General features: G+C 44.7%; 13 protein-coding genes. 5 read left to right on the top strand and 8 right to left on the bottom strand.

The window, feature by feature from the left end; genetic code table 11:
- The first annotated feature begins 285 nt into the window (after window positions 1–285).
- Window positions 286–1209, top strand: coding sequence for an N-acetylmuramic acid 6-phosphate etherase (murQ, locus tag ATL39_RS01625; protein WP_120191540.1), 924 nt, complete (start codon window positions 286–288; stop codon window positions 1207–1209).
- A 117-nt stretch (window positions 1210–1326) separates the two neighbouring features.
- Here murQ and ATL39_RS01620 read toward each other — a convergent pair whose 3' ends face one another.
- From ATL39_RS01620 to ATL39_RS01600, 5 genes are all read right to left on the bottom strand, one after another.
- A complete protein-coding gene (locus ATL39_RS01620; protein WP_120191539.1) occupies window positions 1327–2061 on the bottom strand; it encodes a GntR family transcriptional regulator in 735 nt (244 codons plus the stop codon).
- Between the two features lie 41 nt (window positions 2062–2102).
- Complete coding sequence (gene nagB / locus ATL39_RS01615) at window positions 2103–2831, bottom strand: glucosamine-6-phosphate deaminase (protein WP_120191538.1); 729 nt, start codon at window positions 2829–2831, stop codon at window positions 2103–2105.
- A 2-nt stretch (window positions 2832–2833) separates the two neighbouring features.
- A complete protein-coding gene (gene nagA, locus ATL39_RS01610; protein WP_120191537.1) occupies window positions 2834–4033 on the bottom strand; it encodes an N-acetylglucosamine-6-phosphate deacetylase in 1200 nt (399 codons plus the stop codon).
- A gap of 130 nt (window positions 4034–4163) precedes the next feature.
- Complete coding sequence (locus tag ATL39_RS01605; RefSeq protein WP_120191536.1) at window positions 4164–5534, bottom strand: aspartate aminotransferase family protein; 1371 nt, start codon at window positions 5532–5534, stop codon at window positions 4164–4166.
- On the bottom strand, window positions 5527–6522 hold the full coding sequence (locus ATL39_RS01600; RefSeq protein ID WP_120191535.1) for a 2-hydroxyacid dehydrogenase: 996 nt from the start codon (window positions 6520–6522) through the stop codon (window positions 5527–5529). The genes ATL39_RS01605 and ATL39_RS01600 overlap by 8 nt, the downstream gene beginning before the upstream one ends.
- Window positions 6523–6779: 257 nt before the next feature.
- On the opposite strand from ATL39_RS01600, the gene ATL39_RS01595 reads away from it, so the two are divergent.
- The 3 genes from ATL39_RS01595 (at window position 6780) to ATL39_RS17595 (ending at window position 10016) form a co-directional block, all read left to right on the top strand.
- Window positions 6780–8339, top strand: a complete 1560-nt coding sequence (locus tag ATL39_RS01595; protein WP_120191534.1) for a long-chain-fatty-acid--CoA ligase — start codon at window positions 6780–6782, stop codon at window positions 8337–8339.
- A gap of 295 nt (window positions 8340–8634) precedes the next feature.
- Entirely contained in the window at window positions 8635–8766 is a 132-nt protein-coding gene (locus ATL39_RS17600; protein WP_281270876.1) for a hypothetical protein, read from the top strand.
- A 335-nt stretch (window positions 8767–9101) separates the two neighbouring features.
- Entirely contained in the window at window positions 9102–10016 is a 915-nt protein-coding gene (locus ATL39_RS17595) for a methyl-accepting chemotaxis protein (protein ID WP_120191533.1), read from the top strand.
- Window positions 10017–10060: 44 nt separating this feature from the next.
- Here the strand turns inward: ATL39_RS17595 and gnd are convergent, their stop codons facing one another.
- From gnd to ATL39_RS01575, 3 genes are read right to left on the bottom strand one after another with little or no spacing between them, the layout of a single operon-like run.
- The gene (gene gnd, locus ATL39_RS01585; RefSeq protein WP_120191532.1) at window positions 10061–10966 is read right to left on the bottom strand and encodes a phosphogluconate dehydrogenase (NAD(+)-dependent, decarboxylating); all 906 of its coding nucleotides are present in this window, start codon (window positions 10964–10966) and stop codon (window positions 10061–10063) included.
- Window positions 10967–10987: 21 nt separating this feature from the next.
- Window positions 10988–12340, bottom strand: a complete 1353-nt coding sequence (locus ATL39_RS01580) for a GntP family permease (protein WP_120191531.1) — start codon at window positions 12338–12340, stop codon at window positions 10988–10990.
- Window positions 12337–13902 carry a gluconokinase gene (locus tag ATL39_RS01575; RefSeq protein ID WP_120191993.1) on the bottom strand — a complete coding sequence of 522 codons (1566 nt, stop codon included), beginning with the start codon at window positions 13900–13902 and terminating at the stop codon, window positions 12337–12339. The genes ATL39_RS01580 and ATL39_RS01575 overlap by 4 nt, the downstream gene beginning before the upstream one ends.
- Before the next feature lie 194 nt (window positions 13903–14096).
- Between ATL39_RS01575 and ATL39_RS01570 the strand changes: the two genes are divergently transcribed.
- Window positions 14097–14954, top strand: a complete 858-nt coding sequence (locus ATL39_RS01570; RefSeq protein WP_120191530.1) for a MurR/RpiR family transcriptional regulator — start codon at window positions 14097–14099, stop codon at window positions 14952–14954.
- The last annotated feature ends 2 nt before the right edge of the window (window positions 14955–14956 follow it).

The raw sequence follows: 14956 nt of genomic DNA, 5'->3' as shown, positions 1-14956 counted from the left end.
GAAATAACCAGGCTTTTACGCAACCGTTTGCGTTCATTTCTTTTTAATTATTTCTTTCTTTTTTTCTGTTTCTTCTATTATATAAATCGTTGTTCAGATAAAATAATTGAATTAATTTTGGTATAGACATCTATACTTAGTGGTGATATATTTATGTAAGCGTTACCGAAATATTAGTTACTATATTTAAAATAATAATGCAGAAGATAATCTGACATTGGTATAGACATCTATACTTAGTGGTGATAAATTTTGACTAGACTATTTTAGAAAAGGAGAAACGCTATGATCGATGTCCAGTCTATTAAGACCGAAAGCAGAAATGTAAAAACATTGGATATAGATGAAAAATCAACATATGAAATGATGTCCATTATTAACGAAGAAGATGCCATCGTTCCCCTGGCGGTTTCCAGGGCTCTTCCTGCTGTTGTACTGGCAGCTGAAAAAATTACAGAAGCTTTTCAAAAAGGGGGAAGACTTATTTACACGGGAGCAGGCACCAGTGGCAAATTAGGACTGCTCGATGCTTCTGAATGCCCGCCTACTTATGGAGTGGATCCATCGCAGGTAATTGCGCTTTTGGCAGGAGGAGATGAGGCATTAAAAACCACACGCGAAGATGCGGAAGATAATGCAGAAGCCGGACGCTCAGACATTCTTTCTGTAAAAGTAACAGAAAACGATGTTGTAGTCGGCATAGCCGCCAGCGGACGTACTCCCTATACGCTCGGAGCTATAGAAGCGGCGAACAGTCAGGGTGCTTTCACTATAGCTCTTGTCTGCTCCTCCGGCTCTCTTATGGCAGCTGAAGCTTCACATGCTATTGAGCTTATACTCGGTCCTGAAATCATCACCGGTTCCACTAGAATGAAAGCCGGCACCGCCCAAAAGCTCGTCCTCAATATGCTCTCTACTGTTTCCATGATAAAAATTGGCAAAGTGTACAGTAATCTGATGGTCGACGTGCAGCCAACAAATCTAAAGCTGCAAGAGCGTGCTCTCTCGATCGTTATGGAAGCATCGGGAGCAGACAGAAATGAGGCTGCCACCGCTATGCAGGAACAAAAAAACAATACAAAAGCCGCCATTGTTCAATTAATTACAGGCGAAGGTGGTGAATACCCTGAACAATTATTAGGTAAGCACAACGGCCATCTTCGTGAGGCAATTAAAAACCACTTACATTTCACTGAAGAATCTAATTAATTTTACGAGGTGATTTTAAATGAAGCAGCTGTTTTTACTGGTGAATCCTGCATAAAAATCCCCCTCCATCGTTTCGAAACGATGGAGGGGGATTTTTATGCAGGAACGCTGGAAGATTTACTTTTGTTCATTTCTCGGCATTTGAATACTGAACTTATACCGATCGCCTCTGTAGGCCGACTTTACATATTCAAAGGGAGTTTTATCCTGCAGATGAGTAATTCTCGAAATCAGCAGAACAGGATCGTTCAACTCTATCTCCAAAAGCTCAGCTTCCTTTTTCATAGCAAGAGCGGCTTCCAATGACTGCTCTCCGTATCCAATCGCCAGGCCGAGCTCCGCTTCTACGTATTCATAGATAGAATTCTGGACGATGTTTTTTGTTAAGCCGGGAATCAGTGCTTTTGAAATATACGTTGTTTCCATCGCCATCGGTGAATGGTCTGCCAGCCGGATCCGCTGTATTTCATAGACTGCTTCTCCGTCATTGAGACCGAGTACTCTCGCTGTTTTCCCTGCTGCTTCTTTAACATTAAAACTGACCAGACGGCTGCTTGGTTTCAGCCCTCTTTCTTTCATATCTTCTGTAAAACTTGTAAGTCCCTGCAGCGTCTGCGTGAATTTCTGCTCCGCAACAAAAGTTCCCCGCCCTTTTTCCCGGCGGAGAAGACCTTCATTTACAAGCTCTGTGACCGCCTGCCTCACTGTCATTCTGCTTACTTCGTACTGCTCTGCAAAAATTCGTTCTGAAGGCAGGACATCGCCTGTCTGCCATTCCTTTTTGTCTATTTTTTTGCGGATCAGCTCCTGAATTTGATAGTAAATCGGGAGCGGAGACTGCTTATCAATCATATTGCGCCCTCCTGACATATTTTGATGCGGATGTGTGGTCTTTAGGAAAGGAGCGAGGCTGCTTCTTTGTCTGCAATGATCGTTACATCAGGATGGCTGTGAAGAATAGACGCTGGAAAATCTTCTGACACCTCTTCGCTCATTAAACGTTTCAGAGCCTGCGCTTTTCTTTTTCCTGAAACAATCAGTATAATGCTCCGACTGTTCATAATCGTGCCGATTCCCATCGTGATTGCTTTCTCAGGGACATCCTCTATCTGCTTGAAATACTTTGCATTAGCGGCTCTTGTTTCTTTATTAAGTGTAACAACATGCGTCTTTGCCTGAAAAGAGGTGCCGGGCTCATTAAAACCAATATGCCCGTTTTCACCAATTCCTAAAAGCTGAAGATCTACTCCGGAAGATTCCTGCACTAATGATTCGTAGCGTGCTGCCTCTTTTTCACCGTCTTCTGCTTCGCCGTTTGGAATATGAAACTGCATCTTATTGAGCTGCAGGGGCTGCACAAATTTTCTCTCCATATATTTATAATAACTGTTTGGATGAGACGGAGAAAGTCCTGCATATTCATCAAGATTAAAGGTCTGCAGGCGGGAAAGGTCAATAGGCTCCGCTTTCACCTTTCGAACAAGCGCCGCGTATGTTCCTTCAGGCGTGCCGCCGGTAGCCAGACCAAGCACGGCCTCCGGTTTTTCTGCTGCTTTCTCATAGAGCAGACGAGCTGCGGTTTCGCTCATTTCATTATAGTCACTCACTTTAATTAAGCGCATTGTCATTCTCCTCTCTGAAAAGCCAGATTTCCTCTGCACCATGTTTTATAAACAGTCCCTTCCTTATTCATTAAAACAAAGTCGGCGTCTTTACCTGCTTCGATACTTCCTTTTCGATCAATTACTCCAGCTAACGCCGCCGGGTTCCATGAAGCCATCCGTACCGCTTCCTGAAGGGAGCAGCCGCTGAAAGCTGTCATGTTTTTAACTGCTTCATTCATTGGCAGAACGCTTCCGGCGATCGTCCCATCTTCTAAATAAGGTTTATTCCCTTTGACTGTTACCTCCTGGCCCCCGAGATCGTATTTTCCGTCCGGAAGTCCTTTAGCACGCAGCGAATCGGTAATAAGCAGCGTCGCGGCTGCCCCTTTTAAACGATAGGCAAGCTTCACCATATCCGGGTGAATATGCACTCCGTCTACGATCATTTCTATTGTCATCCCTGAATTAAGAAGGGCTTCTGCTGCCAGTCCGGGTTCTCTATGATTTAGTCCGCTCATCCCGTTATATAAATGCGTAGCATGGGAAATTCCCTGTTTCTGGGCGATTCGGACCAGATCTGCCTCTGCATTGGAATGAGCGGCCGATGCGGCCACACCTGTTTCTTTTAAATAAGAAGTAAGCAGAAATTCCGGGTCCTGCTCCGGGGCGAGTGATACTATTTTTATTTTCCCGGATGCTGCTTTCTGCCACTCTTTGAAAAGAGAAACGTCTGCCTGACGGAGGTGTTCGACTGGCTGAGCCCCCGCTTTTTCTTTTGTGAAAAAAGGGCCTTCCACATGGGCTCCGAGGCATTCGGCTTCTGCCTTCTCTTTTGCTTTATAGCTGCCCACCTGTTCCAGCGCCTGCCTGATTTTATCGGGATGCTGGGTCATAGTCGTAGCTAAAAAGCTTGTCGTCCCTTCGCTGGGAAGAAAAGAAGCCATCGTTTGAAACGCTGTTTCTGTTCCATCCATCACGTCACTTCCGTTGGCTCCATGAATATGGACGTCTACAAAACCCGGTACGAGGAAAGTGTTTTTATCTTTGGAAAAATCCAGGACTTTGTCCTTTTCCACCGTTATTTCGTTTTTATATATTTCCCAATCCGCCATCGGGGCGGTTTTTACAATTTTATCCTGCTGTATATGAATAAATGCCTGACTCAGCTCTTGATCCGGATTGACAACCCGTACATTTTTTATAATCCAGTCTCTGCTCATTTCTCCACTCCTTCTTATCTGCTCATAGGTTAATTGTACAGTTAAATGTTATAGTTGTCTATACCAATAAAACAAAAAAGAACCACCAGATCCAGTTCAGTCTGGTGGTCAGTTCCATTTTGCTGTGACCCTACTGCGTTACTACTTCCCGAACGGTTTCCTTCAGCGTTTTTACTAGAAAATCAAAGTCTTCGCGGGTAAGACTAAGCGGGGGTGAAAGCGTAATAATATTATTAAAGCCGTTTACCGTATCGGCTGTTTTTCCAATAATTATGCCTTTGTCTTTGCACCGTGCTACTATCTGCGCTACTTTCGCCTCTTCCCACGGCTGTTTGTTTTCTTTCGTTTCCACAAACTCAATTCCGGCAAGCAGCCCTCTTCCTCTGACATCTCCTACATGAGGAAGAGACAGCAGTTCCTGAAGTGACTCCTGAAGTTCTCTGCCCAGCTCTTCTGAGCGTTCGCTGAGCTTCTCTTTTTCCATTATTTCCAGGTTAGCAAGCGCCGCCGCACATGATGCCGGGCTGCCCCCAAACGTATTCACATGGCGGAAATGATCGTGAGCTTCCGTCCCCTGAAACGATTCATAGATTTCCCGCTTCACGGCAGTTGCCGACAGCGGCAGGTAGCCGCTTGTAATGCCTTTTGCCATCGTTACAATATCCGGCTGCACATCGAAATGCTGAAAGCCAAAAGGTTTTCCGGTTCGGCCGAATCCGCAGATCACTTCATCTGATATTAACAGAGCCCCGTTCTTCCGGCATGCATCCTGCACCCGCTTCATATACGTATCTCCAGGCACAAGGACGCCTCCACCTGTAATAATCGGCTCCATAATAACCCCAGCGATCGTTTCGCCAAGCTCCCAGTTCATAACGTTTTCCATGTCCTGCACGGCCTTTTCATTGCTCTGTGCTTCTGTTTCCATTCCTGAGCGGTAATGATCCGGCGGGGACACATGAACAAAACCGGGGAGTCCCGGGCCGTATTTATATTTACGCTGGGCCTGGCCAGTGGCTGCAAGCGTCGCCATCGTGTTTCCGTGATACGAGCGATAGCGCGAGATGAACGTCTGGCGCGCCGCCTCCCCTTTTTGGTGAAAATACTGTCTTGCTATTTTAAAAGCCGTTTCGTTTGCTTCCGATCCGCTGTTGGAAAAAAAGATAACATAGTCTCCCCCCAGCCACTCATTGAGCTTCTCGGCCAGCTGTATAGCCGGCTTATGGCTTTGTGTCAGAGGGTAAAAGGGCATTTCCAGCAGCTGCTCATATACGCTTTCCGCAATTTCCTTACGGCCGTAGCCCGCATTTACGCACCAAAGGCCTGCCATCGCATCAAGATAGCGGTTTCCGTCTATATCTTCGAGCCACGCCCCTTCTGCTTTTGACGCGATAAAAGAGCGTTTTTTACTGCCGGGACGCATGGCATGCCAGACCAGCTCCTCGTCTTTTTCATACCATTCGGCTGGACTGACTGCTTCTGCTGTAAATTTTTCATTCATGTTTATTCCTCCCTTTCCATATTTCCTGATTTATCATATACGCCGGTTTTTGCCCTTTGAGTACCTGCAAGGCGTTATCCGCTGCCAGAAGGGACATATTATTTTCATTTTCCGTTGTGGCCGACCCTAAATGAGGCAGCGTAATAACCTGCTCCATCGTCAAAAAAGGGTGATCCGGCTGTATCGGCTCCTGTTGGAATACATCAAGCGCCGCTCCCCGGATTTCTCCACTCCTCAAAGCATGAACCAGCGCCTCTTCATCTACTACCGCGCCTCTGGAAGCATTGATGAAAATAGAGCCCGCTTTCATTCTCCTGAATTCCTCCGTCCCCATTAACCCTTCCGTATCCGGAGTCAACGGCGTCATAAGCACAACAAAGTCGGACTGCTCCAGCAGGTCTGGCAGTTCTTGATAAACCGCGCCATACTCGTCCTCTGCTTTTTCTTTTCTTGAGCGGGTGTGATACAGCACTTCCATATCAAATCCGAGGGCGGCACGCTTTGCTATCGCTTCTCCGATACGTCCCATGCCAATAATACCGATTTTCTTATGGTGGACATCCACACCAAATTTTTCATCCGGCATGACTCCATTCCACTTTTTTTCTTTTACGAACCGGTCCATTTCCGGAATTCTCCGTGCGGAGGCAAGCACCATTCCAAACACGGCATCTGCTACCGTATCATTAAGGACGCCCGGTGTATGACAGGCAGCTATCCCTCTTTTAGAAAGCGCTGTCACGTTAAGGTTATCGTACCCTACTGCTACATTGCTGACAACTTTCAGCTCCGGAGCGTGATCGAGCAGTTCTTCGTTCACTTCCAGTTCCACTCCGACAATAGCTTGTGCCTGCTGCAGTACTGCACGAAAGCGTTCATTTTCCAGATTTTCTCCGTTCGCAAAGTAGACCGTTTCGTACTCATGTCCCAGCTTTTTCAGGGCTTCTTCACTCACTCTTCCATATGCTAAAATATACGGCTTCTCCATTTTATCCCACCTATGTATCTTTTCCTTGATTAACGTACCTCTTCTATACAAAGAACTTCCTTTCCTTCCTTGTTTATAAAAAGAAATAAATCCTCTTTGAATATGTTAATATTTTAGTACAAATACTTTAAAATCCAATAAGCTCAATCAGCAGATACAGGCTGATCTTAAGACCTTTTCGTTATAGATCCATGTTCGCATCTTGACATGTTCTTCCATAGAGATTATGTTTATAGTAGTATTTTGTTATCGCTTACATGAATGACTGTTCATTCATTATTTTAAAAAGGAGGATTCATTTATTGACTACACTTGTGGATTATTTAGAGGACGTAGCAAAGAGCTCTGCTGAGTCTACTGCATACATATGGCAGGACCAGCCTTTTTCCTATTCCTCTCTTACTGAAGACATTAACCAGGCCGCCGGCACATTAGAATCTCTCGGTATTCAAAAAGGAGACCGCGTGGCTCTTCTGCTGGGCAATTCTCCGGAATTTGTGATCTCCTATTACAGTATTCTCCGTATCGGTGCTGCTGTTGTTCCAATGAATCCTATGTATACGGCGAGCGAGCTTGAATTTATTCTTTCGAACTCGGGAGCAAAGGCAATTGTCGGTATTGGAAAAATGAAAGACCCGCTCCTGCAGGCAAAGGATAAGCTTTCCTCCCTGGACCACGTTATTTTAACCGGAGAAGGCTCTGATTCTTCTTCCGGCTATATTTCTTTTTCTTCCCTGCTGGATAATAACCAGACTCCTATGGGCTCCGTATCGCTTACAAAAGAGGATACGGCGGTTATTCTTTACACGTCAGGTACAACCGGCCGGCCAAAAGGAGCAATCTTAACGCATGAGAACGTGCTGTCCAATGCGCTCGCAACGGCAGAGGCTATGGAATATGAAGAAAAAGATGTATCCATGGCTGTACTTCCCATGTTTCACGTATTCTGTATGACCGTATCGATGAACGCTTCTCTTATCAAAGGTGTGCCTATCGTTATAATGCCGGCCTTCAGCCCAAAAGAAACGGTAACGGCTATACAAAAGCATCAGGTGACCTTATTTGCAGGGGTGCCAACGATGTACAACTTTATTAATCAGATGCCTGATATTGGAAAAGAAGAGCTTTCCTCTATCCGCCTATGTATTTCCGGCGGTGCTTCCATGCCCGTTGAGCTTCTTAAACGTTTCCAAGAGCGATTTGATGTTCCGATTCTGGAAGGCTACGGCCTGTCGGAAAGTGCCCCGGTCACCGCCTTTAATCCGCTGCATGGAGAACGAAAAGCCGGTTCTGTCGGCGTTAATTTCCCCGGCATAGAAAATAAGGTCGTGGATCCGGAAGACAGAGAAGTTCCACCGAATGAAGTAGGCGAATTGATCGTGAAAGGTCCCAACGTGATGAAAGGCTATTTAAACCTTCCGGAAGAAACCAGTATGACCATCCGCGACGGCTGGCTTCATACCGGAGATCTCGCCCGTATGGATGAGGAAGGCTACATTTATATTGTAGACCGGAAAAAAGATTTAATTATTGTCGGCGGCTACAACGTATATCCCCGCGAGGTAGAAGAGGTCATTTACCAGCATCCCGATGTCGTGGAGGCAGCCGTACTTGGCGAACCCGATGAAGCCTACGGAGAAAAAATCAAAGCTTTTGTTGTTACAAAAAATAAAGAATTAACTACAGAAGATATGCATGGTTTCTGCAGTCAGCATCTGGCCAAGTTTAAGCTTCCTGCCGATATTGAATTTATTGAAGAACTTCCGAAAAACGCTACCGGGAAAATTTTAAAAAGAGCTTTAAAAACAAGCTCTTAATTTCACCCAAAACCACTCTAAAGAAGGAGTGGTTTTTCTACGTTAAAAAAGAATTTTTATATTTTTAAAATCCGCTGTATCTACTGTCAGAAGCGCTTTAGAAGAGTTATCTAAATTTCCTGAACTTTATTGAAATTCTTCTATTGACAGTGCTTGAAAAATGGTTTAATTTTCACTTATAAGCAATTTATTTTCCCGCTGTTTATACCGTTGTTTTAATTAACAAAATCGTATGTTTGCGAAGAAAACACAGCGGGAAAACTGTTTATAAGAAGATAAAAAGGAGGGTTATTAATTGACACTAATGTACACAAAAGCTAGAGAGCTTTACGGCAAAGACGCTGAGCAGCAGAACAAAACAAATCCTGTTGTAAAAGCTGTGAAAAAGCCGCTTTTCAAGAAAAGAAACAAAAAAGCAAACGTATAATAATGATAATTAAATAATTTCCTTTCTTAAAGGAAGTTACCAGAATGCAGGGATCGGATACCTGCTCGGCTTACCCTGCTGCAAGCGTAGAATTCTTCGTTTGATGTATCCCTACCCTGCTATATATACATAGTTATTTATTAAAAAGCCTGACTTTTAGAAGCCAGACTCTTTTTTTATGCTTTTTTTGCCATTTATTTAATTTTCTATCTTTTATTTTTGCAATTATTAAAAAAATAAAGTTATATTTCAAATTGTTACTATTAATTATTAACACTTTTCTATGTCTGCCGATATATAGTTTAGACGCGTTATATAGACCGGGGGATAAAGAAATGAAGATAGTAGCTAATTCACATCAGGTTCTAAATCAGCAATATGTTCTTGCTTCTTTGGAAAAATCTCTTGCTATGATTGAATTTGAGCCGGATGGCACGATTCTATGGGCTAATGATTTATTTGCAGAGGCTGTAGAATACCCTGCCGAAAAACTAAAAGGCATGCATCATCGAGCGCTGTGCCTTCCTGAGTTTGCAGGAAGCATTGATTACATGAATTTTTGGAAACGATTGCGTACAGGCGTATCCTTTCAGGATAAAATCCAGCGTGTTACGAGCAGCGGCAGGAGGATTACATTAGAAGCCACGTATATGCCTGTATTCGATGACAACCACAAAGTAAATGCCATTATTAAAATTGCTACTGATATCACCGCCCGTGAAGCCGAAATGACGGAGATGTCTTCGCGAATACAGAACATGTCCGAAGATTTGTTAACGCGTGCTCTTGGAGGCGTTGAGAAAAGCAGAGAGCTGTCTGATAACGCTGCTATTATATCCGAGGAAGCAGATAACAACCTCAGTATCCTGAAATCTCTGGAAGATCAGGCCGACTCCATAAAAGACATCGTTCAGACCATCAAGGAGATCGCTGCCCAGACTAACCTGCTCGCATTAAACGCTGCTATAGAAGCAGCCAGAGCCGGCGAACACGGCCGCGGCTTCACTGTGGTGGCAGATGAAGTACGAAAGCTCGCAAACCGGGCCCAGGAGTCTACCAAAGAAGTTAATATGCATGTGGAAGGCATAACCCGTGAAGTAGATAAAATAAGTAAAGGTACCGTTCGTTCCCAGCAGGGAGTAAAAAACAGCCGGCTGCAGATAAAGGAAGCCGCTGATAATTTTCACACAATCAGCCAGGCCGCCAAAGAGCTCGAGGAACAGTCCAACTTGTTCCGTGATTTAATATAATAAAAAAAGGCTGCACCCCGTTATAGGGAACAGCCTTTTATAATTTAATTTTCGCCGCTTTTTTCTGTCGCGTGGCCGCCGAATCCGTGGCGCAGAGCTGCCACTACTTTACCTGTAAACGTGTCATCTTCCTGCGAACGATACCTCATCATCAGAGCCATCGTAATGACAGGTGCCGCCATTTCCATATCGAGTGCGGACTCTACGGTCCACTTGCCTTCTCCGGAAGAATGCATAACTCCTTTTATATCATCAAGCCTTGCATCTCCCTTGAATGCTTCTTCCATCAGCTCCATCAGCCAGCCGCGGATAACCGATCCATTATTCCAGACTTTCGCGACCCCTTCATAGTCATAATCAAATGGACTTTTTTCGAGAAGATCAAATCCTTCGCCAATGGCTGCCATCATGCCATATTCGATGCCATTATGCACCATTTTCAAGTAATGGCCGCTTCCGCCTTCTCCTGAATAATGGTAGCCGTCAGGCACGGATAGATCATCCAGTACCGGCTCAATGTGGTCAAAGGCGCTTTTGGCGCCTCCTACCATGAAGCAGGCACCATGCCTTGCACCGGAAATGCCGCCGCTTGTTCCCATATCCATAAACCGGATGCCTTGTTCAGCAAATGCCTTATGACGCTCCAGCGATTCTTTATAGTGGGAATTTCCGGCATCAATTAAAATATCATCTTTATCCAGATGCCCTGCTATTTCATTCAGCACTTTTTCTGTCGGTTCGCCGGCGGGAACCATTACCCAGACAACGCGGGGTGTTTCCAGCTTCTGCGCCAGATCTTCCAGACTTTCAGCTGCCATTCCTCCTTCATTTTCAAAGGAAGCCGTAAATTCTTTATTCACATCAAAGGCCACTACCTCGTGCTGCTTTTCCAGCATCTGTGCGCCTATGTTAAATCCCATTTTCCCTAAGCCAATCAATCCGATTTTCATGATAATTATCCCCCTCTTGTTTTATACGAAAAAGCTGATGATAAATACAACCGTAAATCCGACAACGCCAATAATAGTTTCCATTACGGTCCATGATTGAAGCGTTTGTTTTTCCGTTAATCCGAAATAGCGGTTTACAAGCCAGAAACCAGAGTCGTTCACGTGGGATACGACGGTCGCACCAGAAGCGATTGCAATAACCAAAAGGCCAAGCATAGGATCACTGACGTTATAGGTATCTAAAAGCGGTGCTACCAGTCCGGCTGCTGTTATCATGGAGACTGTGGCCGAACCCTGGGCAATTCTCACAATCGTTGCTGTGATAAAAGCAAACAACATCAGCGGCATCTGCGCATTCTGCATGGAATCAGCAAGTACATCTCCTATACCCGATTGAATCAGCATTTCACCAAATACACCGCCGGCACCTGTAACGAGGATAATAATTCCCGCTGGTTCAAGCGCTTTCGTTGTAATCTGTTGGATCTCCTCTTTTTTATATCCGCGGCGAATACCAAAGATATAAAATGTCAGGAGAGCTGCCATCGTAAGCGCCACAAATGGATGGCCTATGAAAGTAAGTATTACCTGAAGTGTACTTCCATCTTCGAGCACAAGATCAGCAGAGGTATTGACCAGAATCAATACAAGCGGAAGCGTGATAATGGCTACTACGCTCCGAAAACTTGGAAGATCACGGTCATAGTCCATTTCTTTCATTTGTTCCAACATATATTCCGGTACACCTACCTGGATCTTGCCGGCAATGTATTTACCAAAAATCGGGCCGGCAATCGCCACTGCCGGGATACCGGCAATAACACCAAACAGAATAACCCATCCAAGGTCTGCTCCGAGTAAAGCTGCCACCGATATAGGACCCGGAGTCGGCGGAATAAAACTGTGGGTAACTGCAAGACCAGCCAGAAGCGGCATTCCAAAATAAAGCAGGGATTTGCCGGTGCGCTGGACTAAACTGTATAGAATCGGTACTAAAATAACAAGTGCAACGTCCAGAAATACAGGTATCGATATAATAAAACCGGTCAAAGCAAGTGCCCATGGCACATTTTTCTCTCCAAATTTATCCATCAGCGTTAAAGCAAGCCGTTCAGCCCCGCCGGAAACACGGAGCATTTCACCGAACATCGCTCCCAGGCCGATAATAACAGCGATAAAGCCGAGTGTGCCTCCCATTCCTGCTTCAATAGTTTCTATAATTTCTCCAGGCGGCATCCCAACAGCAAGTCCTACGATAAAACTAACAAGCAGTAATGCAATAAATGCCTGCAGCTTCGTTTTCATTACTAGAAATAAAAGCAGAACAACTGCTAATACCGCAACGATAACGAGCCACGGTGTTGATGTTGTCATAATATTTCCTCCTCATTGTCGGCTGAAAGCCTTCTTTTTCCTTCGGCATGGGAACGCTGTACGTCGGATATTGCTTTAAATTCATCCTGCAGGTCTCTTGCCATCCGCAGAAAAATCGGCTTAATATCTCTATAAGCGGTCACATTTTCGTTAACCGGATATTGCTTTTCATCGATTGAAATAGTCTGTTCAATACTATCCAGGCTGTCCACCATGCCAAGTGCATCCATCGCCATCCAGGCGGCTCCGTAGCAGGATCCCTGATGACTTTCCGGAATAACAATTTCTGTTTCGAACATATCTGCCATCATCTGTTTCCAGGTCTGCGAGCGCGCAAATCCTCCGCCCGCCCTGAACTGTACGGGCTCTACGCCGGCTTCCATTAAAGCAATAACAACAGAATACATCTGCATCATGACGCCTTCCATAACGCTTCGAAGCATATGCTCCCTGCCGTGATGAAGCGTCAGGCCGAAGAACATTCCCTTTGTATCAGAATTCCAAAAGGGGGCTCTTTCTCCTATTAAGTAGGGAAGAAAAATTAAACCGTCCGACGCGGGAGCTACAGAATCAATTATCTCGTTGAGAACATCATAGGGATTTTTACCTTCCTGTTCTGCCAGCTTTTTTAAATCGGGAAATAATTTATCCCGGGCCCACCGCAGCGCTATGCCTCCATTATTAATCGGTCCGCCTATGACCCATCTGCCTTCGGAAAGCGCATAACAGAAAATCCGCTGCTTAGGATCTACATAAGGCTTATCAACCACTGTTCTCACGGCTCCGCTCGTTCCAATAGAGCAGGCTACCACTCCCGGTGCAAGCGCGCCGGATCCAACGTTGGCGAGCACCCCATCGCTTGCTCCGATAACAAAAGGAGTTTCTCCCGACAGTCCCAGCTCCTGTTGAAGCTCCTCTTTCAGCCCTGTGAAAATGCTGTTTGTCTTTGTCGGAACAGATAATTGTTCTTTCGTTATACCTGCCGTACGAAGAGCTTCACCATCCCAGTCCAAGTTTTCAAGATGAAACAGCCCTGTAGCAGAAGCAATCGAATAATCAACAGCGTACGTGCCAAACAACCGGTAAAACACGAATTCTTTTATGGAAATCCATTTCGCTGCCTGTTTAAAAAGAGCAGGTTCATTTTTCCGGTACCACATTAATTTGGTTAAAGGAGACATCGGATGAATGGGTGTGCCGGTCCGCAGAAAAATGTCGTGGCCGTTTCCTTCTTTTAGAGCTTCCGTTTCTTTAACTGAACGCTGATCGGCCCAGGTAATAAGCCTGGTAAGCGGTTTTCCATTCTCATCAACGGCCATGATATTATGCATGGCTGAGCTGAACCCTGCACCCGCTGCTTCCACCCCCTGCTCCTGCAGGACTTTCACAGTATCTCTTATTGTTTCTATCACAGCGGAGTATACTTCTTCCGGATTTTGTTCTTTTTCTGAAGGGATGGATGAATACAGCGGATACTCTTTTTCTATTTCAGAAAAAATGCGCCCGTCCGTGCCATATGCAAGCGTCTTTGTGCTGGTTGTTCCTATATCAATTCCAATAATCGCTTTCACTTTTTAATCCTCCCCGCAAAATTACAGCGTTTTCATTTTTAGTTGTTTATGAAAATATTTTTCTTATTTTTTTATTATACAAGAAATAAAATTTTAAACAACCTGAAAATTTTTTTCTTTCAACTTCTCTTCTCTGTTTATTTGATTTACACTATCAGAAAGACACGTTTGGAAAGGAGCCCTTTATGGCAAGCGCATCCGTCCCGCACGTATTTCATCTTATTCACTCTTCATACAAACAAATGAGTGTAAAAGAAAAAATGATTGCTGACTATGTGTTAAAAAATCCTGAAAAAATTATTCATTCTACTATTAACCAGCTGTCCGATAATCTCCAAATAGCAGATGCTACTGTTTTTCGTTTCTGTACGCATTTAGGATTTAAGGGCTATCAGGCAATGAAAATTTCGCTTGCCTCCGAACTCGTAACACCTATTGAAGATATTCATGAAGATATAAAGGAAAATGATTCAGAAACAACCATTATGAATAAAGTGTTCCAATCCAACATGACCGCACTCGCTCATACAAGAGATATACAAAAAGAAGAAACCCTCCAGGAAGCCTTAAATATATTACTCGAGGCAGGACAGGTGCATTTTTACGGGAGCGGCGGTTCAGGCGTCACCGCCCAGGACGGGCAGCATAAATTTATGCGTACCGGTCTTTCAAGCCTGGCTTATACCGATAATCACCTGCAGCTGATGGCCGCTTCCCAGCTTAAGCCAAAAGACGCCGCTTTTTTCATTTCCCACACAGGTGCCAATAAGGATCTGCTGGAAGTGCTCGAAGTCGCAAAAAACAGAGGCGCCCGCACCATTGCCATTACAAACTATGCCAAATCCCCGCTTACAAAACAGGCCGACATTTCCCTTTATACGGTAGCAGAGGAGACTGAATACCGCTCTGAAGCATTGGCTTCCAGAATTGCAGAACTGTCCCTGCTTGATACGCTTTATGTGAATTACTGTGTCAAAAGAAAACAGCAGACGCAGGAAGCATTATCTTTAATCCGGGATGCTATTTCCCGCAAGCGCTTGTAAAT

Origin of the sequence: Sinobaca qinghaiensis (assembly GCF_003610495.1) — a bacterium.
Classification (GTDB): Bacteria; Bacillota; Bacilli; order Bacillales; family Marinococcaceae; genus Sinobaca; species Sinobaca qinghaiensis.
This window is presented reverse-complemented; position numbering and strand designations above follow the sequence as displayed.

Bases quoted from the DNA above. Each gene is read 5' to 3' on its own strand.
- nagB (WP_120191538.1), bottom strand. From the start codon at position 2,831: ATGCGCTTAATTAAAGTGAGTGACTATAATGAAATGAGCGAAACCGCA.
- nagA (WP_120191537.1), bottom strand. From the start codon at position 4,033: ATGAGCAGAGACTGGATTATAAAAAATGTACGGGTTGTCAATCCGGAT.
- ATL39_RS01595 (WP_120191534.1), top strand. From the start codon at position 6,780: ATGAATGACTGTTCATTCATTATTTTAAAAAGGAGGATTCATTTATTG.
- ATL39_RS01570 (WP_120191530.1), top strand. From the start codon at position 14,097: ATGGCAAGCGCATCCGTCCCGCACGTATTTCATCTTATTCACTCTTCA.
- gnd (WP_120191532.1), bottom strand. From the start codon at position 10,966: ATGAAAATCGGATTGATTGGCTTAGGGAAAATGGGATTTAACATAGGC.
- ATL39_RS01600 (WP_120191535.1), bottom strand. From the start codon at position 6,522: ATGGAGAAGCCGTATATTTTAGCATATGGAAGAGTGAGTGAAGAAGCC.
- murQ (WP_120191540.1), top strand. From the start codon at position 286: ATGATCGATGTCCAGTCTATTAAGACCGAAAGCAGAAATGTAAAAACA.
- ATL39_RS01605 (WP_120191536.1), bottom strand. From the start codon at position 5,534: ATGAATGAAAAATTTACAGCAGAAGCAGTCAGTCCAGCCGAATGGTAT.
- ATL39_RS01580 (WP_120191531.1), bottom strand. From the start codon at position 12,340: ATGACAACATCAACACCGTGGCTCGTTATCGTTGCGGTATTAGCAGTT.
- ATL39_RS01620 (WP_120191539.1), bottom strand. From the start codon at position 2,061: ATGATTGATAAGCAGTCTCCGCTCCCGATTTACTATCAAATTCAGGAG.
- ATL39_RS17595 (WP_120191533.1), top strand. From the start codon at position 9,102: ATGAAGATAGTAGCTAATTCACATCAGGTTCTAAATCAGCAATATGTT.